The 22184-nt window shown below is 47.3% G+C and carries 21 protein-coding genes and 1 pseudogene; 14 read left to right on the top strand and 8 right to left on the bottom strand.

All coding sequences use genetic code 11. The features are described 5' to 3' along the window. Positions 1-159: 159 nt before the first annotated feature. From J07HQW2_RS02755 to J07HQW2_RS02770, 4 genes are all read left to right on the top strand, one after another. On the top strand, positions 160-1299 hold the full coding sequence (locus tag J07HQW2_RS02755; protein ID WP_021053771.1) for a GAF domain-containing sensor histidine kinase: 1140 nt from the start codon (positions 160-162) through the stop codon (positions 1297-1299). 1039 nt (positions 1300-2338) lie between these two features. After that, positions 2339-2845 carry a type IV toxin-antitoxin system AbiEi family antitoxin domain-containing protein gene (locus J07HQW2_RS17465; RefSeq protein WP_303703935.1) on the top strand — a complete coding sequence of 169 codons (507 nt, stop codon included), beginning with the start codon at positions 2339-2341 and terminating at the stop codon, positions 2843-2845. Between the two features lie 85 nt (positions 2846-2930). Beyond that, entirely contained in the window at positions 2931-3620 is a 690-nt protein-coding gene (locus J07HQW2_RS02765; protein WP_021053773.1) for a nucleotidyl transferase AbiEii/AbiGii toxin family protein, read from the top strand. 807 nt (positions 3621-4427) lie between these two features. Beyond that, on the top strand, positions 4428-4874 hold the full coding sequence (locus J07HQW2_RS02770; RefSeq protein WP_021053775.1) for a GlcG/HbpS family heme-binding protein: 447 nt from the start codon (positions 4428-4430) through the stop codon (positions 4872-4874). Positions 4875-6037: 1163 nt separating this feature from the next. On the opposite strand, the gene J07HQW2_RS02775 is transcribed toward J07HQW2_RS02770, so the two are convergent. Both J07HQW2_RS02775 and J07HQW2_RS02780 read right to left on the bottom strand, forming a co-directional pair. Beyond that, on the bottom strand, positions 6038-6274 hold the full coding sequence (locus J07HQW2_RS02775) for a hypothetical protein (protein ID WP_303703936.1): 237 nt from the start codon (positions 6272-6274) through the stop codon (positions 6038-6040). 70 nt (positions 6275-6344) lie between these two features. Then, positions 6345-6587: a hypothetical protein gene (locus tag J07HQW2_RS02780; RefSeq protein ID WP_021053777.1), complete on the bottom strand. Its 243-nt coding sequence runs from the start codon at positions 6585-6587 to the stop codon at positions 6345-6347. A gap of 382 nt (positions 6588-6969) precedes the next feature. Here J07HQW2_RS02780 and J07HQW2_RS02785 point away from each other — a divergent pair, with 382 nt between their 5' ends. Next, positions 6970-7164, top strand: a complete 195-nt coding sequence (locus tag J07HQW2_RS02785) for a hypothetical protein (RefSeq protein ID WP_021053778.1) — start codon at positions 6970-6972, stop codon at positions 7162-7164. Between the two features lie 1103 nt (positions 7165-8267). On the opposite strand, the gene J07HQW2_RS02790 is transcribed toward J07HQW2_RS02785, so the two are convergent. Further along, entirely contained in the window at positions 8268-8978 is a 711-nt protein-coding gene (locus J07HQW2_RS02790; RefSeq protein WP_021053779.1) for a cysteine hydrolase family protein, read from the bottom strand. 211 nt (positions 8979-9189) lie between these two features. Between J07HQW2_RS02790 and J07HQW2_RS02795 the strand changes: the two genes are divergently transcribed. Further along, complete coding sequence (locus J07HQW2_RS02795) at positions 9190-9561, top strand: winged helix-turn-helix transcriptional regulator (RefSeq protein WP_021053780.1); 372 nt, start codon at positions 9190-9192, stop codon at positions 9559-9561. A 463-nt stretch (positions 9562-10024) separates the two neighbouring features. On the opposite strand, the gene J07HQW2_RS02800 is transcribed toward J07HQW2_RS02795, so the two are convergent. Then, positions 10025-10198, bottom strand: a complete 174-nt coding sequence (locus J07HQW2_RS02800) for a hypothetical protein (RefSeq protein ID WP_021053781.1) — start codon at positions 10196-10198, stop codon at positions 10025-10027. A gap of 373 nt (positions 10199-10571) precedes the next feature. Between J07HQW2_RS02800 and J07HQW2_RS02805 the strand changes: the two are divergent. Together J07HQW2_RS02805 and J07HQW2_RS17470 are read left to right on the top strand one after the other, a co-directional pair. Then, a pseudogene (locus tag J07HQW2_RS02805) lies at positions 10572-11408 on the top strand (RNA-guided endonuclease TnpB family protein); the annotation flags it as partial. A 117-nt stretch (positions 11409-11525) separates the two neighbouring features. Continuing rightward, positions 11526-11687, top strand: coding sequence for a hypothetical protein (locus tag J07HQW2_RS17470; RefSeq protein WP_303703937.1), 162 nt, complete (start codon positions 11526-11528; stop codon positions 11685-11687). Positions 11688-12155: 468 nt separating this feature from the next. On the opposite strand, the gene J07HQW2_RS02810 is transcribed toward J07HQW2_RS17470, so the two are convergent. Both J07HQW2_RS02810 and J07HQW2_RS17475 read right to left on the bottom strand, forming a co-directional pair. Then, positions 12156-12713, bottom strand: a complete 558-nt coding sequence (locus J07HQW2_RS02810) for a hypothetical protein (protein ID WP_021053783.1) — start codon at positions 12711-12713, stop codon at positions 12156-12158. 814 nt (positions 12714-13527) lie between these two features. Further along, positions 13528-13698: a hypothetical protein gene (locus tag J07HQW2_RS17475; RefSeq protein WP_021053785.1), complete on the bottom strand. Its 171-nt coding sequence runs from the start codon at positions 13696-13698 to the stop codon at positions 13528-13530. A 699-nt stretch (positions 13699-14397) separates the two neighbouring features. On the opposite strand from J07HQW2_RS17475, the gene J07HQW2_RS02815 reads away from it, so the two are divergent. From J07HQW2_RS02815 to J07HQW2_RS02840, 5 genes are all read left to right on the top strand, one after another. Continuing rightward, positions 14398-15105 carry an SDR family NAD(P)-dependent oxidoreductase gene (locus J07HQW2_RS02815; protein WP_021053787.1) on the top strand — a complete coding sequence of 236 codons (708 nt, stop codon included), beginning with the start codon at positions 14398-14400 and terminating at the stop codon, positions 15103-15105. Between the two features lie 579 nt (positions 15106-15684). Continuing rightward, positions 15685-16116 carry a tyrosine-type recombinase/integrase gene (locus J07HQW2_RS02820; RefSeq protein ID WP_303703938.1) on the top strand — a complete coding sequence of 144 codons (432 nt, stop codon included), beginning with the start codon at positions 15685-15687 and terminating at the stop codon, positions 16114-16116. A gap of 15 nt (positions 16117-16131) precedes the next feature. After that, positions 16132-16257: a hypothetical protein gene (locus tag J07HQW2_RS17480; RefSeq protein WP_021053789.1), complete on the top strand. Its 126-nt coding sequence runs from the start codon at positions 16132-16134 to the stop codon at positions 16255-16257. 44 nt (positions 16258-16301) lie between these two features. After that, complete coding sequence (locus J07HQW2_RS02825; RefSeq protein WP_021053790.1) at positions 16302-16541, top strand: hypothetical protein; 240 nt, start codon at positions 16302-16304, stop codon at positions 16539-16541. Between the two features lie 2636 nt (positions 16542-19177). Next, positions 19178-19570: a reverse transcriptase-like protein gene (locus tag J07HQW2_RS02840; protein ID WP_021053793.1), complete on the top strand. Its 393-nt coding sequence runs from the start codon at positions 19178-19180 to the stop codon at positions 19568-19570. A gap of 233 nt (positions 19571-19803) precedes the next feature. On the opposite strand, the gene J07HQW2_RS02845 is transcribed toward J07HQW2_RS02840, so the two are convergent. Both J07HQW2_RS02845 and J07HQW2_RS17485 read right to left on the bottom strand, forming a co-directional pair. Further along, positions 19804-20628: a hypothetical protein gene (locus J07HQW2_RS02845; protein WP_021053794.1), complete on the bottom strand. Its 825-nt coding sequence runs from the start codon at positions 20626-20628 to the stop codon at positions 19804-19806. 724 nt (positions 20629-21352) lie between these two features. After that, a complete protein-coding gene (locus J07HQW2_RS17485; RefSeq protein WP_021053796.1) occupies positions 21353-21499 on the bottom strand; it encodes a hypothetical protein in 147 nt (48 codons plus the stop codon). Positions 21500-21739: 240 nt separating this feature from the next. On the opposite strand from J07HQW2_RS17485, the gene J07HQW2_RS02855 reads away from it, so the two are divergent. Next, positions 21740-21967, top strand: a complete 228-nt coding sequence (locus J07HQW2_RS02855) for a hypothetical protein (RefSeq protein WP_021053797.1) — start codon at positions 21740-21742, stop codon at positions 21965-21967. Positions 21968-22184: the final 217 nt, after the last annotated feature.

Consider the following 22184-nt stretch of genomic DNA (forward strand, 5'->3'; position numbering starts at 1 on the left):
GCTGCCTAGGAATCATATGGGAAGAGTTCCATCTCGTGTCTATGTCTGTGTGACCCAGCGCATGCAATGATGAATGACGAACAGAAGAGATAATAATATTACGTCATCAAATAGTTTGATACTCACCATCTTTTTTTCTCATGCTTGAGATAAACGACCATGAGCAAAGGCAGATCAACTGCGGTCCAAGCGCGCCGGGAACTCTACGAAGTGATGGCAGCGGATATCTCGTTCAATGAGAAGGCTGAACATGCACTTGATCTGGGCGAGGAGTATCTAAACGCTGACAACGGTCACCTGAGCAAAATTGATCAACAGACCGACTACTGGAAGGCTATCAGCAGCACCGATCCACCGGACGGCGAGTTTCCAACAGGTCTTCGAATTGACCTCTCAACCACTTATTGCCAGCGGACAATTGAACAAGGTGACTCAATTGCATTGCATGACGTGCCGAATCAAGGATTAAAAACCGATTCTGCTTTTCAAACGCATGAAATCTATTGTTATCACGGAACGCCGCTTAGAGTTAACGGGGAGATATATGGAACAGTCTGTTTTGTTGCCGATGCCCCTCGCGACCACCCGTTTACAGACGACGAGACGCTGTTTGCAGAACTCATTGCCCGTATGCTCGAAAAAGAACTCCAACGCGATCAGCTGATGAACCGCGTTAATCGATTAGAGCAGTTCGCAAGCGTCGTCTCACACGACCTCCGGAATCCACTCAACGTTGCACAAGGACGACTCTCAATTGCTAATGAGGAGACCGACAGCGAACATATTGAGATAGCTGTGGATGCAATTGACCGGATGGAAGGTCTCATTACCGATGTGCTTGCCATGGCTCGGCAAGGACAGGATGTCAAAGAAACTGAGCGGGTTAACCTGTCATCAATCGTCAAGACATGTTGGCAGTCGGTTGAAACGGGTAATGCCGAACTCCTAACTGAGGTGGATATGATATTCCAAGCAAATCCTGACCGCGTCCAGCAACTCTTTGAGAATCTGTTTCGGAACGCAATCGAACACGGTGGTGAGGACGTAGTGGTTCGCGTTGGGGCACTGCCTAAGAAAGACGGCTTCTACGTTGAAGACGATGGGTCAGGCATCCCCGATTCGAGGCACGAAGATGTATTTGAAGCGGGCTTCTCGACAGGCGACGATGGAATTGGACTCGGGCTCTCGATTGTTGACGCCGTCGTTTCTGCCCACAACTGGATGATTCAATTAACCGAACCGGCAACCGGCGGGACACGGTTCGAAATTAGTAATATAGTAACTATCCAGAATTCGTAATCACGGTTTCAATTTTTTGATGCCGTATGCACCTCTCAGCTCTCGTATGACAGCCGAAATGTCAAATGATGCTGCGATACGTACGATAATATAATGTATTTTAGATAGTGTACATTTCCGTTGAAATTGTCGAGAGGATTCGGGAAACTGAAAATGAAACGGGTTATGAGATACCCTGATCATACTGATCCACGCTGATTCTGTATGTGTGAAACTCATGTGTCGCCGAATGTCTGAAATTAAATATAACGATTTTATCGACTGGGAATACGGATGTAAACATAATTATTGCGATGAAAACTATGGATGCATCTGTGTTATTAACAAACCTGAGTTACTACTTTTCAATTCGAAGCAATTACAATATTTGTGAATATTTCATCGAAATGCAATAACGATCGTACCTGTATTATAGATTCAACCACTCCGTGACAGCCTCTCTTAAGCAGATAACTATCATCAACGGGGTGAATAGCGTTGTTCGGTATACTTGTAAATATGACCTGAATTTATCGCCGAAAACAGTCCGTATATAATTTCTGGTGCGATTTCAAAGTATATCGCTAGAATAGGATGTTTTTAAATACATATACTTCATGACTACTCCTGAAATTAGGACTCTACCCAATCGAACTAACGCATAAATCAATAAATCCGATAGTAAATCAGAGAGACAGCCACATTTTCACGAGCAGAGCGATTCCACATATTGCTATTTGATTGAGACTAATGCAACCGGCAGTCATATCAGTGTGATCTTGATATCAGTGCTGCAATCTTGTTGTCGATGTTGATGTTGATGTTGATGTTTATATCTATTTCCGCCAATATACCCCCGAATAAACCCGTCTTAGATGTATTTGCCACTAGTCTCAGAAAAATAGGCATACTGATACAACTACTCCATCAGATATCATTCTCCATTGAGTCCCTTTTTACTGCTCAAGATATCTTTTCCCGGCTCACCGAGAAAGGCTAGCTCAACCGGCTCTTCTCGGACACGCGCCTTATCACTCCACTCACAGCCGGCGAGGAAGCCGTGTACACAACCCACGAGTACCTCATCGCCGCCCACGTCGCCAAGCCGATGTACATCAGCTACTACAGCACCCTCAGCCACCACGGGCTGACCGAACGGGTACCTTGGACTGTGCGCGTCGTCACGTCGACCCGAGCGCAAAGCCGAGAGATCCACGACGTTCCGCGCCGCGTCACGGCAGTCGCCGAGCGGAAATTTTTCGACTTTGAGCCGACATCGACTGAGGGCATGACCGTGCAGGTCAGCGAACTGGGAAAGACGCTGGTCGACTGTACGGACCACCGCGAGTTCTGTAGTGGCCCTCGGGAGCTCGCGACTGCGATGCGGACTGTCGACGAACAGGGTTGCAACCGGGAGATCGTCAGCGAGTGTCTTGACCGGCTCGACAACGGCGCTGCGACCGAGCGGATTGTCTACCTCGTCGACCAGTTCGGCATTGACTTCCCTGCACACGAGAAACTTGTCGCATCGCTCACGAGCGGCTATTCCCCACTGGACCCGACGTGACCCGACACCGGATCAACGACAGTACGTGTCGCCTCCGGATCAACGTCGAGCCAGCCACGCTGGAGCCGACGGAATCATAATCGCGATGCTCAGTCAGGATCGGCTCCGAATCCCCGCTCGCAAACTGGGCGTTCGGCAAGGATACGCTGAAAAGAACTACGTCAATTCGTGGCTCCTCTGGGGTATTTTCACGAGCGACTGCGGCGACAACCTCCTGTTCAAAGCCGGGACTGCACTGTCCCAACTGTATCTCCCCCAATCGTGTCGGTTCTCGGAAGACCTCGATTTTGATGTTGAGAGGAGTACCGGGGGTCCAAACAAGAAATCCAAGCGGTCCTCGATACAATTGCTGACTGTTCTGGTATCGAATTCGAGATTTGAGAGCACCCCGAATCCCAACACGACCACTATCCGACCCACTACGTCGACATCAGCATTCAGTACTGGGTCGCCCTCAACTATCCCATCCCAACACGACCAGTATCGACGTGATGGTCGACGAGCACGTCGCCTTCGATCCCGCTCAACATACTCACGCTATGAAGATGTGCCCGAATTTAATCTCCAGACGTACAGCGTCGAGGAAATCTTCGCCGAAAAGTTCCGGACGGTCTACCAGCGTGGGGTCGTCCGTGACTACTACGACCTCTATCAACTGTTCGGAGGCGAGTCAGTCATGGTCGATTTTGCCGACGCGGGACCCGCCTCCGACGCAAAGTGCAAACACGATGGGCTCACCGTTGATGTGAACGACGGACTCCTAGACGAGCAATAAGAAACGATCCATCATCAGTGGGAGACCACCCTGCTGGACCTGACCAGTGATCCACCGGTGCTCAAGATAGTCTGGGACCGATTGGAAACAGCGGTCTCCCGGCAGAGATCGTCGTAGCTAAGGAGTGTATTTGTCAACTATGATTTCACTCCTCCACAACGATTAGACTCACACAGCTGCGAAGAATTATGTGTGCAACTATAATCGATTTAATATCACTCAATCTGGTTTATTATCCAGAGTTTCATAAGTGTCTGCACTACTGGGGCTGAAGTAATTGTAGAAGTATTCAAATATCATGGTTTGTTCAACAAAACCGATGCGTCACACTCACGTGTGAATCTACCCAAATTGACAGCAACGTGGTTAATACGAACATCAAGACTGGCGTGGTTGGAGCCAGTATTCTCATCCTTGTCTTATCCGTCGCAAGAATCGCGAATAGCCGACTCGCCCCACAGCCGGGTGAGCGATTTTTCGCCATTTGGCGGGTTCTGCTTCAGTATGGACCGGAAATGGTCCTCATACTCTTGCTTGGCGTTGTCATAGTACTGTTACGGGACGAAGGTCCAATTTCATCGTAACCGTTCACACGATGCCAACATTTCCACAAGTCGTGCACAACAATTCCGTATTCGCGTTTCCAGGTTTATTTTAAGTTATTCTCACAAATTTACCGAGGACTCTCTTTTTTATCTACACAGTGCTGTTGAGGAACTTTGCGGTTAATCTCTCTCAATGATGACTCTCGACATATCACGCTTTTTTCGATGTTTTTTTATGTTATTTCTCTTCTTGTTTTCACTAATGTCTGAGGAAATCCCCCTTGACACGGCAAAAGAAGTGATCGAAGCTGCCGAAGACCACGCCGAAGAAATCGGTCAGCCAATGGTTATTACAGTCGCTAACAGCGAAGGTAACCTTATCGGTCAACATCGGATGAATGACGCGTGGCTTGCTTCTGTTTCCATCTCCCGAAACAAGGCATATACAGCAACGGCGTTGGACACGCCGACCCACCAACTGGCGGAGGCGAGTGAGCCCGGTAACTCTCTGTACGGTCTGCAGACCACCGACGATAACAAAATTGTCATTTTTGGCGGGGGCTACCCCCTCAAGAAGGACGGTGAGATTGTCGGTTCGATCGGCGTCTCCGGTGGTGAAGTCAGCCAGGACCGCGAGGTTGCAGAAGCAAGTGTCGAAAAGTGGGACGAACTCGTCGCTGAAGGGAACGTCGCACCCGCGGACGACTGACAACGTCTATCTCTTGCAGTATAGCTTCTGACGGCTCCATCTATTTTCGGAGTGAGCTTTGTTTGAATCTGAGTGTGAATGACGATAATCAGTGCGCTGGGCGTCAGATAGCCAATCTAACGTGTTAGTGTTAGTTGTGTGAACACAGCGAAGACACTCGTGAGTGACCACTCCCCAGAGCTCGATGTGTAACTGAGAAAACTCGTGACCTCTGTGGAAGATAACAGATGCCTCATGGGAGAAGGGTAGAGGCGTCCGTCACCCAATCTGGCCAAACTATGACGGTCGAGAGACGGATGTTAACTAGCATCATCGTTGGCGTAGGCAGACGCGACACAAATTAAGTAATCGATAGGACACACTTAATTTGTGCTACATCCGCGAGAGTGTTCTCACACTGAGAGGCAATAGTCACCGTCGCTGTCATTGGCAGACTGACCTGATCGTGACTGTGTCTATCTTAAGAAAAGTGAGGTTGGGCTTCCAACTCCAACTCCAATTTATTCTCCAATAAACGCACGAGAACTTTTTTCGAATGTAGCAACTACGTTAATTAGTGTATGATAATGTTTGTCAGTGTAGCATATGAACCCAGCGTGATCACGTAGCTCCTTACTCCAGAGGAACTTGCATTAATGATTAATTTAATATGACACTCAGATAATTGTTTTCGGGAGTCGGGAGAGTCGCGCCAGCTACCCCTATCCTACTGATCGCGTACCCTCCCCCGGCTCCAAGGGCTCCCGTCCCTTCAAATAGGATTGATGATGAATATCAGTTGTGTGCAACCTTCTCAAGAATCCCGTATTCGCGTTCGGGTGGTTATATAACTGTTATTGAGCACCTCAATATCGCTGTATTTCTCATGGTTCCTCACTCGAAAAGCGAGAATATGAGGAGCGCGAGCCTGTCCTCCCAGTCGGCACGACGGGCCCCGGATGTGACTATGTTCCCCATAGAGAGGTGAACTTTATATTCCATTTCTCCAAAGGTGATAATGGCGCGATATATCATATCGTGTTACGTAGCGCCGTGGGGTACTCCCCGGATTATTGCAAATCCTGACTCATCCAAAGTGGTTCCCCCAATAATTCGAGAAAACTCTCACAGCGGTCGATTACACTCTCAGTACATTAATATAATCACTCAGGTGAGATATTATCTCACTCACCAGTAACCGTCGTATAACGTGAGTATTCTCTGTTAATCTGGACTGTTGACATTGAGTGGTTGTGATCTACGGCGAGATTCTCAACCGGGAACTCAAACCCGTGCATCAGCGTGGTCTCACCATCGTCGTAAGTTACCTCAACAACCCCAAGTCTATCACCTCTCTCGGCTTCTGCGTCCGGTGAGTCGATAAGTATTGTCGCTGTTTCAGCGTCATCGTCAGTTCTCACTTCGGTTAACGTCGTTTTTCCATCTCCAAACATGGCGTTGAGATCAACATTTTTGCTCTTGGCTTTTTTATCAGCCGGTTGAGCCGCTTGATTTTTCCTTTAGTGTTGAAGTCATTCCTTCCAGATTTGTCACTGGTGCCAGATTGTCGGCTTCCTCTGCGTTTTGCTGGGCGGCGTGTGCTTCGTGGGACCTGAGCAGGTCACCGTCAGAAAGATTGCTAATGGTAGTTTCAGCATCGAAGGTAAAATTATCTTTATCAAGATCATCCACCATTGACTGTAGTTGCTTTAAAATGCGGAGTAGCTTGTCCATGTGTTGCGCTAAGCGGATACAGCCGCATATATGCGTGTGCCTCTACGAGTTCACATTGCACATAGGAGCCTGTCGTGTGTCACATGAGGTTTGTTTTCCATTTCACCAGATTGTGAGACACTCGAAGTCTCCTCTCTTAGCTAGATATGAAGGGAGTCACTGACGACTGACGTCTCCAATTAATTCCACGACACAGAACTGGCAATGTTGTTCCGAGCGGTATCAACGAATACCGAGACTGTCAAATTTAACAACTCGGCTGTTATCTATCTGGGCAGGTACAATGGTTGATACAGTATCATGTACACGAGTTACTACAGAATCTAATTGCCATCATCGCCTATCCGAAACTTGATTCGTTCATATCTATTTGTGCATCTTGATGGCATACGTCAAATATGAGCCTGAGCCAGGCGAGACAAAAGAAGCATTAAATGAATCCGTCAAATACGACGAGAGACTTGATGCGTTCGTGATTGATGGGTCCGGATCAAACTTTGATGAAAAAATTATTCCCCGTGAGAAAGTCTATGAAATACAGATGGACAATCGTTCATCTATCGAGAGTCGAGATTGACACCGTTCGGAATGCACCAAGCTGCTCAGAAAGGAGATACAATTTCTTGGACTGATTCTGTTTTTTGTCTCCGATTATGAGTGATGCAAACTGATCAGTATGAAAAATATCGTCGATAGCTATCAAAGAAAAATCCCAGCACTACTGATTGGAGTGGCATAGATTATTGATAGTTCTGTTGCAAATCTTACTCGAAATGAGCCAATCTCAGACCCTGTTAGCCTAATTACAACATTTTGTATGGCAGCAACAACATATTATGTTTGTTACGTCTAAGCAACGTAGATTTGGGTGAGTAGCTTAGCGGGATAAACGACCACGGGTCGGGTGATCAGTGGAACTCTCGCTGAAATCTTTAGATATCCCTACTCCCGATATAAACTATGGATCCTTGCTTGCCGACGAGTAACTGAGGGTCCAATAATTCAGTAGATAAAGTGATGTATTAAGACCTGTATAATTTCCCTCCAGATTATTATCGGACCGGAATTATCGATTATCACCCTCGTCATACTCATTTCCATTTCTCTCATATATCGGCTATAAGATACTTCAGGGATTTCAGGAAGCAAGAACGTAACCTAATGATCTGGTGATCAGCGTACGATCCACTCTACATCGATACCGTTTGACCGGACATCGATGTTATGTACTGGAACTCTGAGTTAAACTTCCTTCTGCTCATATGTTGTTTCTTACAGACAGGCAAGTTTCAACTCATAAAGATTGCTTCTACAGTTTGTACCGTGTAGTGAATATGCTCGTTTCACCACTATCGACTATGCGTGTATTCCCATACCATCACCAGTCTATACAATATGGGTGGATTCATCGATAATAAACTCAGCAGTCATCGCTGAGTCAGGTCAGAGATATAGACTCTACCGTCAAAATTCGCAACTGAACCCTGAGAAACTGATTTACTATATCTAATGGACACATCAATTTGTTAGTCTCTGTCAACTTTTGTTCCATCTCCGCTTGCATATAAAAAGTGTCTATGACGGCGCATATGCTCAGACGCCGATCACCATGTTGAGTCGTTCAAACACAACAATATGGAGACAGCTAGAACTGACTACACGTGCCGGAGAGCACTTTCCTCAGAAAAACCGAGAAAGAAACCCATTGCTCGACTCGTTTTCTTCGGTCGTGTCGCGTCCACCGTCCGTCGACACACTCTCTGCTTCAACGCCTGCGGTGGCTAACCGGTCGGTCGCCTGCTCAGTTGTGACAGTCTCGTGAGCGATGAACCCGAAGTTCGTGTGTGCGGCCTCGAGTGCGTCCTGCCCAGCAGCAGCGGTCGCGTCTGTCACCGTGATCACCTCGAAGCCATTCTCAACGGCATCACGGAGATGTGACTCAACACAGAGGTTTGCGCTCATTCCCGCAAGTACAAGCGTGTCAATACCTCGTTGGCGGAGTTGCGTCCCGACGTCGTTGCTCCAGAATCCCGAAAGTTGCTTGTGTGGTGAGAGCACGAATGTGTTGTCGTCCGGCGACAACTCGGGGACGAAGTCGCTCCCTTTGCCGTCGGCATCAAACATCCGCGTGTCGAACATGATCTGGTCGATCGTGTTCAGCTTCTCCCAGCTATCAAATTCGTCGTCGGTGTACTCGTGAGGTGAGTAGACTACCGGCACATTCCCTTCGCGAGCCGCTTCCCGGAGGGCGACGAGTTTGTTGACGACTGCGTTCTCTTCGACTGTCTCACCGACCTTGTCCCACACCACGCTGTCGGGTTTCAGGAAGTCGATCTGAGGGTCAGTGATTAAGAGTGCTGTGCTGTCAGCGTCGATTTCTACGTCTGTCATTTGGGCTACCTCTAGTAACTTGGTACGGGATGGTAACTTAAAAGTCCGAGCTGAGTGAGGGGAAACCCACTGAGACACCGGTGAGCAGGTAACTTGCCGGTAACCGTGACCATAGAACATGCTGAAACTATTTGTGATAAGATTCACCCGCCGATGAACAAGGTTGTGTTTGGTAACCTTATTACCTCTTTAATCCGTATCATTGAGAGTAATGAGCGATAGCAAGAAACTTCCAGTATGGTGTAGCGGTAAAGAGTGGTGCCCGATTACCTCAACAGCGACACTGATCGGACGAAAATGGCATACTGTTGTCATCGATCGGTTGTTAGAGGATGGAGCGATGGGATTCAGTGAACTCCAGAGTGCTGTTGGCGAAATCTCGAGTAAAGTACTTTCTGACGTCCTCGAAGATCTAGAAGAGAAGAAACTTGTCGATCGTGATATCGTGAGTGAGAAGCCATTTCGTGTCAACTACTCTTTGACTGAGCGAGGTGCTGCTCTTCAGCCGGTTGTCGAAGAAATGAACAACTGGGGAGAAAAATATCTCAAACCGGCTGAAAATAAAAACAGTTCAGTTGCATAATCAAGTCCTAACTGTCGCCTGAGGTGGTCACCAAAGTAGGAGTGTTCTACGACCAGCACAAAGTCAATCTCATTGAGGTCAAGGGATTGAATTTTCGGTTGTTTAACTCGGCAAACGCGAATCTCGTTACCGTTATCGAACTTTACACCCGACAGGGACACCGGAGATGTCCAAGAGCCCAGAGCAATCAGACACTCCCGAAGAGGCTAACGACTTCAATTTTCGGGATGCGACGTGTCGCGCTCAAGTTGTGTATTTGCCACGACTTCTGGAACCTATCGCTAACTTGGGCTTACGCCATAGTCAGTTACTATCGTCGCTATTCTGACTTTGACTGTTAGAATCATACTCTTTACCCCTTCCCCATATTCCCCAAGTCTACAGGCCGAGTGCCTCGGGACCTGACCCCGAGACGGTTCACAACATCACTAGTAAGATCGCTTGTGGTAGTCGTCTTGAATTCTCACCGAACACCGAGAACGGAACCACAGTCCGGACATCGCCACACTGCGTGTTTATTTGTGCCAATCTGAATCCGCGGTCGGTCATCATCGGTTGTCTCTATCTCATCAACCTCGTCCTCGCTGACCTCATCGGCATGCTCAAACGATGTTTCACAGCTCTTACATCGAACCATAATACGTATGATATGACGACGTGTATATTAAGCTGACGGGATGTTCATGTTATTTACTGAGATTATCTGCTGATATGTCTGGGGTTAGTGGTGACAGTGACATGATCAAAACTACAAGATTGTATTCTCAAAAAGTATAACTTAGCTATCACCGACCTGAGGGAATTGTATCTCTGTGCTATTATAGAAAGACAAGGTGAATACACCCGCCTTACCGTGAGCAGAGAGTGTCCCGACGACTGTCGGAACCGAGTGACGAACAGCCGGGCGATGAGACCGACATGAGCGAGTCACATCCATACCATCATAGCATGACCGGATATTCTACCGACATGTTTCATCTGCAAACTCACACAACGTGTTATGTAACCTGATGCTGGACACAACCCGCACATACGTCGCCAAAATCACGAACCATCAACAGGTTCGGGACGATCTCGACGCTTGCGGGTTCAGTACCGCCAAACTCTGGGATGTAGGACGCTACTACAGCCAAGAAATGGGATGAGACGGGTGAAATTCCTGAAGAGGATGAACTAAAATCGGCATTGAAAGACCACGAACGCTATACTGACCTCCACGCTCAACTCAGCGAGTTCTTGAAGAGCTCGCTGAGGCGTTCAGCGGATGGTACAATTCCGATGCCGATGACGGCAACAACCCACCGGGATATCGAAAACGTGGTGACGACCACCCCCACCCACGCTCAACGATCACATGGAAAAAACAGTATCAGACACAACGCAAAACACAGTCAGATTCGGCTATTTAAGGGATTCAACTTGAAGGATAATCAATCAGACTTCATCCTTATCGAATACGAGACACGCCCCGACGTAACTGTTGAGAACATCCAGCAGGTGCAGGCGGTTTGGAATGGCAACTGCTGGGAAATCCATCTTGTCTGTAACAAACAAATCCCCGTTGAGGATGCTCCCGAGCAAAATACCGCTGGGGAGTAGTAACTACCTCGCTATTGACTACGAAAACAGTGTGAGCGAGTTGTATCCGGGGAGTCCGCTCAAAGAAGACAAACACTATTTCACAAGATGAGTCCCAGAGCGACGGTAAGAACGACCTCTCAGACCGGGCACTGAAAGCCCGTCGAACACTCTCAAGCCGGAAAGACCAGTTTCTGCATACACTGTCGAAACATATCGTTGAGCAGTGTGTCGCTAACGATGTTGGCGAGATAGCAATCGGTGATCTCAGAACGAACTGTGGATTCAATTGCTTTTTAGATGGGCATGTGACCGCACTTGCGTGAAGTGCCTCGGGGACAAGCCCCAAGCCGAGGCTTCACCGTTTTGTCCGTGTCGCCCGCAAAGTGGGCGGACGGACGCAGGCGAATTTCATTCCCCTCGACCTTCCCCGAGAGTGGGGTCGGCTGGAGTTAACACCCGAACACCTCGCTGGTGTCCGTGAGGGTCAGTCGCTCCATCACGACCCGATAGTGTCCGTCTCACCACGTCGAAGACGCGGGTTTTGAGAGACACCACATTTCCATTTCCATATCGTGTCTCAGTCAGCGTCAGATTAAGCTCTTTAATCCGTCTTTTGGGTTTTCTGACTGCCTTGATATCTTAGGAACGTGGTTTCGTGAATGTTCCGACGGGCTTCACCCTTGGGGCCAAGCCCCGACCCCGAGGCACTCGCCCTGCTCTACCTGTAGATTACACTTGATAGCTGTATGAGCACTGTATGGATTCATCAGAAATATTCAATTTACTGTGTATAACAGATCACATTCATATGGGGACAGAGCGGTTCATATCTCTTCTTGATGTTCACTAGCGTTGATGCACCAACCGAGGCTAGCTTCTGAATTACCTCTGTTTGCTTTCGCTTATCTTAATATTGAATTCTATGTGACTGTGAGCGTCACTATATCAAATAGACATCTCCAGTCAAAACAGATTTTGTCGCTTTCGGATTCAAATCAGAGTAAATTGACCTCTCAGCATATATAATAATACGATCTTAAATTGCCGTCTTTCGTTATTTCTACATTCGCATCGCTGTGGCAATCATTAGTTCTGATTGTCATGCTATCACGTGTATTATTATATTCGGCGACAACTCTGTAGTTTTGAACCCCATTTGGATTGAGTTGTTTCAGATTATACACAGACTCTTGCTCACTGTTCGGCGCTATAGAGAAACTGTCGTTATATAGTTCAATTCCAGTAGTAGGGTTCTCAACAACGATCTTCAATTCAACAGCATCAGAGTGCTTATTATGAATATTGATATCCTTATTAGGGTCTGGTGTGTTTATTGCTTCTTGAGTCAAACTTTGAAAATCTGCAGTTGGTGTGGCGGTCGTGTCCTGTATCGTGTTTTGTTGAGTTGATGTGCCTGTCGCCTCTTGCACCGGACTCCCTGGATCTGGTGTGCCTGTTGCTTTTTGTACTGCACTGTTGGTTTCATCGGTACAGATATAATATCCAGCACCTCCCAGGATAGATCCGATAATTAATGCAGCAATTATTATTCCGGTTTTTGTATTTTCCATATCTGTTTACTCGTAGTTATTCACTTTCATATTACTCAAAGAGGTATGGGGAGAGTAAGCGAGTGAGCAACTATACAATGAGAGTGATGAATATATCTCAATTGACACAGTCGACGATTCCGATACAGTGTGAGGGGTTACTAATAGTCAAGAACGCCTAATAACTGTATTTCAAGTATCTTTCAGCGTCGCGAGTGACTCGTCACCGCTAATTTGAATCATAATCCTGTAACAAGTCCGTCTATTCTTTAGAACCCGCTCGTTCACTGTGGACTACCAGTTATTACCGCAAGCAGCATTTTATTGATTGCATTCTTATTATTAGGTGACCGCCCGGCAATGTAACTACTTGTTTTCGTATTCGCAGTATTTGATATTATCGTGATCCCATAGTTTCTTAGACGCGCATTTGAGTCTTAGAAGGTGATTCCACTCTGTTTATTCTAAACCCGGTGATCATAATACCGGTAGTCGAGATACTATTTACTTAATTTGATTCACTGAAATATCAATACTCGTCATCATCATCCTCAGTATTGTTCACATCCTCTTCAGTTTCTTGAGTCTCTGTACTGTCGGAGCTAAAGTAATTGTAGAAGTATTCAAATATCATAATTTCTTTTATGATTCGTTTAGTAAAAACGGCACGTCACGCTCGTTATGACGGGCGTCACAGTGACTGCAATTAGTTGTCTATCATACGGGCGAGGAGTTATCGCATCTATCAATAACAACAGGTATGTGTACAGTACACAGTGTGCTGTCGTAGATTCTTATGTTATCTGTAAAATTACAGTTTCATATTATTCTGTCCCTATAACAGTGCAATAGCAACGCCGATAATGATGAGACCTCCAGCTGCAACATTTAGTAGTAGCATCACATTGGATGATCGACCAATTATGGACATAATCGAAGCAATCCCACCTAAGAGAAAGCCAGTGATCAGACAGATCATAACTACGACAAAATCGATATCAACCATATCTGCAGAAAGCGTAATCTGAGAATATAAAAATCATTGTTAGATTAGTACCTCAGAACCAGAGTCTGAGTCTGAGTCTGGATTTGATTAGCACATCGCCCGTGCGCAGACTATAGACTCTTAGTTGTTGACGGGCAGGTAAGAGAGGAAGTGCAGAATCATATATACTTTTTAGAGTGGATTATCGACAAAGATTCAGAAGATAGCTCTGAGCGGTGACCACGCTGCTGACATGACGAATGTGAGAATACTGATGATCCAAGCGAGAAATCCTGTACGAAGTCTAGTGACTCCTAAATCTATTGAGCGTGTTGCAGCGAGACCTCCTGAAATAACCGACGCTACAATTAGAGCTCTTCCACCGACGCTAGCTTGCGAATTCGGCAGCCAATTCATAACGACTATTTTTTGGAGCGATACGACGACACCGGCAAGCGTGAATCGCCACGCTAGGGAGAGAGACTAGGGGCATGGAGCTGTGAGGTCATTGTGCGGTTATCTCGCTGCTAAATGGATCTGAGTGCCTCACATGCTTGCATCGCTTGGCAGCCCGATAGATACTGGTATTTTGATCTACCCAGTCGGTAGCTTTGGAGCTTGATAAAAGTCATTTAATTGGACAGCGAGTTTCCCATTTGTCGATTAAACAATCAGAGATCTGTCGCCACGGCTTTGCTGGTTCGATTCGTAGGCTACTACATGACACATACAGCGGTCATCGCGGGTGTCGGTCCGGGGCTTGGTGAATCACTTGCCCGAAAGTTTGCAGCCGAGGGCTGTCAGGTCGCCCTCTTCGCTCGATCGGCGGGCTACATTGAGGAACTCGCGGAGAAACTGCCGGCACCCGGTGAGGGGCTTGCCGTCCAGACAGACCTCACAGATATCGAGCAGATACGAAAGGGGTTCACGGCGGTTCGGGAAGCATTTGGCGCAGTCGACGTGCTCGTGAATCACGCGAGCGCCGCCTCTTGGAAAGGGCTCATGGACGTGAGCGTCGAGGAGTTTGAACAGTCGTGGGCGGTTAATGGGCGAGGTGCGTTTGTCTGTTCGCGGGAAGCTGTCAGTGATATGCTTCAGACGGGTGGCGGGACGGTCATCTTTACCGGCGCAACCTCTTCGGTACGGAGTCTCGGCGGTGCAATCGGCTTCACAGCCGCGAAGTTCGCCGCTCGTGGGATGGCGATGGACATTGCCCAGGAGTTCGGCTCTGAAGGAATTCATGTATCTCACGTTGTCATCGATGGGCAAATCGACACGCCGGGTGTCCCCGATAAAGAAGACGAGACGATTCTCGACCCCAACGAGATGGCTGAGACGTACTGGCACCTAATCAAACAGGATGACGTCAGCACGCAACCCTTTGAGGTTCATATCACGAACGGTCCGCAAAATTCGGAATTCATCTGACTTCGCTGGTAACGGAAGAACATCACCCGTGTGACACGTTTCCGTAGCGTAGCCTAGTTTATATGACTACTCAGATAGAAAGCACAGGGATCAATCATAGGAATGTGTGCTGATACCCTTCCTCCTCATGATAATCAATCGTTGCTTCTGTGTAGGTTAATTACCCCTGCTATCTGATACGATAATCATTGTGGCTGAACAGGCTCGTCACAATCATAACACTCAGCAAAGATTCGTGTTTCATCATCAACTATATACTCCAATATCACGGCTTCCGACAGAAGAGTTCTTCCGCAGAACGGACACGTTCCGATGTCTGTTTTTTATTTGGCATGTGAAGCTGAACTTGGAGTATGTAAATTGGCTACAATCTATATAATTGAAATCACCCCAAGATCAAATAGTTACGCAAACGACGGTGAAAATAATATATAAGAATCACCGGTCGGTCAGATGCCAGTATTTATCTGAGCAGTCAGTGGTTCGACGAGCGTGTGCTACTGTCTCCTCTCCAGTACCAATGCAGATGCAGATGCAGAGGGACTCAAATGAGCCAATAAGCACGGAACATGGCGAGGTTTGTTATTATCGGAGGCTAGTGTCCAACAATGCCTTCGAACCGGGCATCCTGACCCCGATAACCCAAACGCAATTGTGTTTTATTCAATGAGACAACGTAATAAAGCAACTCATAGAATAAGAAGCTCATCGACAATATATGATAAACTAGATTATATGAAAAAAGCCGGAGTAGACAAGCCATTGAATCCTCATACACTTCGGCATAACTTTGTCACAATTGCTCTTCGCCGTGGAGTAGCTGAAAGTGCAATCAAGCATCAACTTGGTCATGCTCCAAGCAGTCGGGTCATGAGGTCAACATACTCTCATCTGAAGGATAGCGATTATATCCGACAAGCACGGGAGTCATTTGATTTAGAAGTAAATGATGATGAATCAGAGTTAACTACAGAGGTTTGTCCTCGGTGTGGTGAGAATCCCCCCGAGTGAAGCGCGGGTTTGTCCATGCTGTGCTTTAGAGCACACACACCAGATGCAAAAGGTATGATGGAGAAAGCACATGAAGCAACACGGATGGCATATCGAGAACGCCCATTTTCTCGGCTTTCAGACCTTTCACCTGCAGTTTGAGATATATTTAACTCTCTTTATCACTATCATATTACTTGTGTTCGATGGGAGAGACTATTGAGATTATCGTCAACGGAAGGGAACATACAATACTAGCGACAGCCGATTCGGAAACACAGATACTTTCCGAGATAGGACTGACTCCTTCTGAATATCGTCTTTTTCGAGATGATGTCCCGTTAGTAGAACGCGGGAAGGAACACCGAATTGATCAGTCGGTGTCACTCGAAGACGGAGACAGATTTGCGGCTATTCCATCGGAGGTTTTTCACGATGACTCATAGCCACGGCGGTACTTGATTACGAGAACAGTCCGTCAGATACCGAGACATGATTCCACAAAGAGCCGGCAGGCTTCCGTAGACACCGACTCTTCAGATTTTCAGGAGGCTCTCATACTAATGCCTGAGAACGGAAGCAGACAGCTCTCACAGACTATTGTCTCGAGTTGTCATCACGGTGTGGGAATATTCGCTCATGCAGTGATGAAAAGAAGTGCTCGATTCAGATACGTGAATCTGGGAGAGGGAACCGCACCCTGGACCTGGAGGTACCGACCGCCACTATTCTGAGAGACGAGATCGACCGCAATTAAATGCTGGAAATATGGTTCAGGTGTTCGATCATGCAAACTTAGCACAGAGCTCGAGACAGTTTGGATCAGAGCCCCGTCGAAAACCGACGTTGTGGAAGCTATCTGTGATTGGGCGTATCCAGATGTAGTAATTTCCGTTCTTGAAATAATCACGGCTCATCTCTTGAGACTCGGAGATATCCCAGCATGTGTACCTCTCGCATAGATTGGGAAGCTCTTGACCTTCCAATATCGATTATTGTAGATTATTGTAGAGAAAACATCAGGGATATATGGTGTGCAGGAGGACCTCACACAGAGTGGATGAGGCTGAAAGCCACGGTAGCTAACAGTCCTGTAACGGCTTTCAGCGGTCCATGTTGTTGATCTAGTGGCACATTTAGATCGGTTGTGAGTCCTCTGAGGGTAGTTGCAGTAGATACGACATTGTGTAAGGAGTGATCGAAGAGTTGAGCTCCTGAATATCACGATTGATTCAGTTACTGGCGTTGTGGGTTATCGAGCAATGCCAGCAATGCCAGCAACCGATTCACAGTCACTGGGAACAGCGTAGAAATCTCCTGTATCGTCATGAGGGAGCCAACAGATCCCCTAAAGTCAATCTTCGAATCCTACACTACATGACGGTCGACATCATGTCCGAATCAAACGCTGTCAGAGCACACTTAGAGTGATGCCAGTAAACATGCGATTGTTTGCTGAACTCATAGTTGGGACCACTGGAACTGCTCATTCGCATTGATCCGTCGGTCTATCAGTTTGATTTCTTCATTTATTGATTGAATCAGAAAACTGACCAAACAGTCAATTCTATGCTCAACGTCACTTGGGTCAAGAGAGTAAACAAATGCCTCCCCGTGACGAGACAGAAGATTTGAGTCACTCGGGAACATCATCATTAGGATCGTGATCGTCACGGGACAAGCGGAGAGATACCTCGCCTTCTCGCCTATTTCAGACTCAGAAGATGAGAAGGACAATTATATGTCTTCTCGTGGCATTATTCTGTACCGTTGTAACGGGGCTCCCCCCTCCCCCTTCCCGACTGCAAGCCAGCTTACCCTATTACAATCCCCCCCCCCGTCCGTTGCAACGGCGAGAACCCTCATTGAGTGGTTTCTGAGTCAGTACCAATGTCATAACTTGACGGTGGTATTCGACTATCGTATGAGACCTATCATCCACAAAGCGAGACGATAGAGGAGATATATCTGGATAATTGCGAGAGTAGTGACTGTGAATAATTCAGGGACACCACGAATCCCAACTCCGGTAACAATTGCAATCCTCCGCTCTTCTTCACCAATCCTTCTTGACGTTCTTCTTCGACGGACAGGTTCACGATCTGAATACATCAGTGAATCTCCCTCTGCTATTATATTAATTCTCTTCGATATAGCAAACCGGATGCCGAGTAAGGAAGTCCACCAGTGGATGAGGGAAGACATAGCCTCTCGGTGTGAGAGCAATCGATATGTGAGATTCTCCTTTGGACTTCCCCGAAATACAAGACGAATCCCAACTGAACTTTCGTTGATCACGAGTAGATGGGTGAACAAATGCCATGATTACCCGGATCCCAAGGATAGCAAGCTCGCGCCTTCGATAAAGAGCCGTCTCTCCGTGTGTAAGAGCCGAAGAGATACAGGGGTACGTCGGATGCGTCGTAGTGATCATTGCTTCGGCAGAGAGACGTACTCTTGATACAAGAGAAATATCGGGATTCTACGTTGGGTGCTCGAAGGACAAGTCTAGGGAAATTTGCCAGAGGTCAAGATCAATGCCATCACCTAGTTTGAGATAATGTTGGGATAACGCTCCGAAGGTCACGTATACTGAGGAGACTCGACCCGAAGATTGGAATATCTGGGAGTGCCTCCTATCGAATACAGCGAGAGGACGAAATTCACCAGCAAACCGGTAGGTATGTGAGGCTGCTGAAAATCTTGGAATCAGATCCCGTCAAATCAGTATCTTGAGTTATGTCGCCGACCGGCGAGTTGTCCGTGCGATCACTGGGGAAACAGCATCAGCATCAACAAACTCACCTTGATAAGGTGAGATTTTGGAGACACATAGAATTTATACTTTCTTCGTGTCAAATATACACACTGTTGCGACGGGAAGAAAGTCCACAGAGACGACAATCTCACCCTTCACTCCACATATCCTGTCCTAGTTCAAGACTGTCGGCGGACTGACCGTCGCAACGGCGAGAAAACAAAAACATACTGAGTGACTTCTCAAAAGACACGCTCAAACTGACACTGATCATGGTGCTGTTGAAACCTGTTTAGGGTTGAATCTGGTAGAGTAGAGTAGAGCATGATAACTGTCTACACTGATGGAAGTGTTGACCCAGCCGAGCAGGAGGCAGGCATCGGATGGATACTCACAGATGCCACGGGCGAGGAAATCACACACAACTCACGGATTGAGTATCGAGAATCAACAAGTGCCGAATGGCTTGGGGTGATACATGCTCTCTCATGGATTGCCACACACAGAGACACCGATAGAGTCATGATTCACACAGATAGTAACAGTCTCGCAGAAGTGGCAGACGGCAAAAGTACACCAACAGCACAGAGCACACACAGATGGTATGGAAGATTCCGCAAATTGACGACGTACTTTGACACGGTAAGAGTACATTCTATTGCAAGTGCTCATAATCGAAAGGCAGATAGACTGGCCAGAACGGCATACAGGAACTAATTAATTCCACAACGTGTCCTGTGCTGTGCTGAAATCTTGTCTCGACTCGAATGTGATCGGGCAGAATTGGGACGCGATTCTCTGCATGCCCGTAGCCACCCATATGACGTGAGTGGGTTGTGTGAGGACAGCAGATTATCCCTAGTCCTGGACTTGGAGGTCTTGCTCAGCGTCAATTGAACGTGTGGAAACCCCATGTCATGTGTGCAGTGACAGAATTTTCATTATTTCTATTATGTTAAACTGCTGAGAGTGGAAATAAAAATAGCTAATCCAATAAGAGTAAACTGAGACCCAACAATTGCAAAAAGTGCCCCCACGGTGTCTCTTTTTAATACAGTGGTTCCTGTCAGATCATTCATTACATTCAGATGGTCTGTTTCAGGTGTCATGACTGCATCTGCGTCCGTATCCACATCTATACTGGTATCTTTGGCCCCCGTCTTTGGCGTTGGGTTTGCTTTTCCGACAACCGTCATTTGCTCGCCAAGACTGAGTGCTCCCTCGATCAATTCAATCGGATTTGGGACACTACCTGAGTCGCTTATCTCAGCTAGTGGATCCACGTTAATTTTCTCTTCATCAATCTCGCTTGATACCTCCCTCCCTCCTGTGACCGTCTGTTTCTGGGTATTCAATGACAGAGTTTCTGTCGTAGGGGTAATCAATACCCCCGCTGTCTCATCAGAAATGTTAAATGGTCGATACTCGGTGCCAGAGTCAATTGAGCAGCCATCATTCAGTTGAGAGCGAATTTCATACTTGTACGCCACACATACTTGATTGTGGATTGGTGAGAGAATCGTCTCACTCGGCTGAGATGGATGGACACCGGTGATCTGAACTAATTCATCACTCCCAACAGCCTCATCAATTGGCACTGAATCCGTCGTGAATATTCTCCACGATCGATTGAGCTCCTTGATTCCACTAATTGTCAGAGATAATCCAACTCCTGTTGCGGCTATTCCGGCAAATAATCCGGGTAAAATCCCATCGACAGCTAATACAGAGCCGCCAAGTAACATAATAGACTCAAGAAAACTCTCAAGAGACATATCATATGTTATCTCCCTGTTCGTTCTGTTCTTAGGACGATATTGACCGCCGGCACGCGCGTAAGCCTGTTGATTAACCCTTGGTCCCGATAATCGCCGATCTCGTAAAAATAGAACTAAATGATCAAATTACAGTGTTATAGCATGGATGACACTGAGAGAGAGACGAGATCCGATTGCTGATTGTAGTCACACAACTAATGGTGAGAATCTGTGGAGATATTGTCGACTCATGCCTTATGTAACAAATTGTCGTGCTCACAAGGCGATATGTTGCACACAGCGCTGAAACAGTCAATAACCGACTGTGTCAATGGTATGATACTGAAGATTCACGAAACAGATACTACGCATCATGATGTCACAGAAATCCCTCTTGTTGATTGTGGCTCTCACGAGTCTCTTTTCGGGGTGTGCGGGCTTTGTGATGATGCTCACGGGCGAGTCTTCACTGTTTGAGATAGCGACATCGGTTGCATATCTGATAGTCGGTGTCTATTTCGCTGACAGGTATAGAGACAGGCGGTGACACAGTCCAGTCACTGCACATTTGTTGCAACTGTCATAGCTGTATTGTCTTTCTCTGCCGAATCCCGGCATATTCGTGGCTTCGTGAGTCCCAGTTCCCCGCCAACTGACACAGTGCTTACGAGGATGTTTAAGTATATGTTGGGGGTATCAGAGAACCTGGATATGAGACAGCGAGCCGGGACAGTGTCACAGTTTATTCAGCACGGAGATCAAGCACATCACAAATGCCAGCAGTCGCGAGCATTCGGATACCCATAGTGAATAACGCATGACTCAATGGCTCAACGAGTCTGAAGACAGGGAAGGTGAACCCAGCCATAAGAAGGAATCTTCCATCCATTGCCACGAGAAACTCCAGCTACATATGATGAACAATGCCGAATAACACAACAGACCCGGACCTCTGAAGACGTTATTCTTCTTGACAATCGTTGGAATGGCTCGCGTGTTGTGTCCGACCTTGCAAGGCTTCGACCTCGCAATCTCTCACTCGAGACGTGAGCCCCAGTGTGTCCGTGCTCCCCTCAACTGAGTCCCCGACAGAGTCAGGTTGAAGAAGTGGGGAAACCGAGCCTGAGATATGAGGGACAAGCTACCGGATGACCCGGAGCAACTGAAGCAGAAGGTGACGAGGCTTCAGGAGGACTTGGAAGAGTCCGAGAAACGGGTTGAGGATCTGAAGCAGGAGCTGGAGGAGTCCGAGGACCCAGGCGAGGAACTGAAGCAGGAGCTCGACGAGGTCAGTAAGCAACTGTCTGGGACCCACAGTGAGCTGCTGGCAATCTTGGACTCGATGCAAGGGCAGTGAGAGACGGTTGAATCGGAGTCCCTGGCTGACGACTCGGATTCCGGTTACGGCGCCGTCGACGTTTCCCCTCTGGAAGAGTAGAGTTGAGTTGACCCGCGACGAGAATTAGCCGCGAGAGAAGAGAGTATTCAGTTAGTCGGGTCGGATCGGGTCGACTGATCTGTGTGTTTACAGTGTTCTTTATGACTCGCCAATCACCAGTGGCAGTATTGTTTCA

The organism is Haloquadratum walsbyi J07HQW2 (assembly GCF_000415985.1).
Classification (GTDB): domain Archaea; phylum Halobacteriota; class Halobacteria; order Halobacteriales; family Haloferacaceae; genus Haloquadratum; species Haloquadratum walsbyi_B.

Bases quoted from the DNA above. Each gene is read 5' to 3' on its own strand.
- J07HQW2_RS02800 (WP_021053781.1), bottom strand. From the start codon at position 10,198: ATGGTTCGATGTAAGAGCTGTGAAACATCGTTTGAGCATGCCGATGAG.
- J07HQW2_RS02825 (WP_021053790.1), top strand. From the start codon at position 16,302: ATGGGAGAGACTATTGAGATTATCGTCAACGGAAGGGAACATACAATA.
- J07HQW2_RS02755 (WP_021053771.1), top strand. From the start codon at position 160: ATGAGCAAAGGCAGATCAACTGCGGTCCAAGCGCGCCGGGAACTCTAC.
- J07HQW2_RS02795 (WP_021053780.1), top strand. From the start codon at position 9,190: ATGAGCGATAGCAAGAAACTTCCAGTATGGTGTAGCGGTAAAGAGTGG.
- J07HQW2_RS02840 (WP_021053793.1), top strand. From the start codon at position 19,178: ATGATAACTGTCTACACTGATGGAAGTGTTGACCCAGCCGAGCAGGAG.
- J07HQW2_RS02845 (WP_021053794.1), bottom strand. From the start codon at position 20,628: ATGTCTCTTGAGAGTTTTCTTGAGTCTATTATGTTACTTGGCGGCTCT.
- J07HQW2_RS02790 (WP_021053779.1), bottom strand. From the start codon at position 8,978: ATGACAGACGTAGAAATCGACGCTGACAGCACAGCACTCTTAATCACT.
- J07HQW2_RS17475 (WP_021053785.1), bottom strand. From the start codon at position 13,698: ATGGTTGATATCGATTTTGTCGTAGTTATGATCTGTCTGATCACTGGC.
- J07HQW2_RS17485 (WP_021053796.1), bottom strand. From the start codon at position 21,499: ATGGATGGAAGATTCCTTCTTATGGCTGGGTTCACCTTCCCTGTCTTC.
- J07HQW2_RS02815 (WP_021053787.1), top strand. From the start codon at position 14,398: ATGACACATACAGCGGTCATCGCGGGTGTCGGTCCGGGGCTTGGTGAA.
- J07HQW2_RS02810 (WP_021053783.1), bottom strand. From the start codon at position 12,713: ATGGAAAATACAAAAACCGGAATAATAATTGCTGCATTAATTATCGGA.
- J07HQW2_RS02765 (WP_021053773.1), top strand. From the start codon at position 2,931: ATGCTCAGTCAGGATCGGCTCCGAATCCCCGCTCGCAAACTGGGCGTT.
- J07HQW2_RS17480 (WP_021053789.1), top strand. From the start codon at position 16,132: ATGCTGTGCTTTAGAGCACACACACCAGATGCAAAAGGTATGATGGAG.
- J07HQW2_RS02780 (WP_021053777.1), bottom strand. From the start codon at position 6,587: ATGGACAAGCTACTCCGCATTTTAAAGCAACTACAGTCAATGGTGGAT.
- J07HQW2_RS02770 (WP_021053775.1), top strand. From the start codon at position 4,428: ATGTCTGAGGAAATCCCCCTTGACACGGCAAAAGAAGTGATCGAAGCT.
- J07HQW2_RS02855 (WP_021053797.1), top strand. From the start codon at position 21,740: ATGAGGGACAAGCTACCGGATGACCCGGAGCAACTGAAGCAGAAGGTG.
- J07HQW2_RS02785 (WP_021053778.1), top strand. From the start codon at position 6,970: ATGGCATACGTCAAATATGAGCCTGAGCCAGGCGAGACAAAAGAAGCA.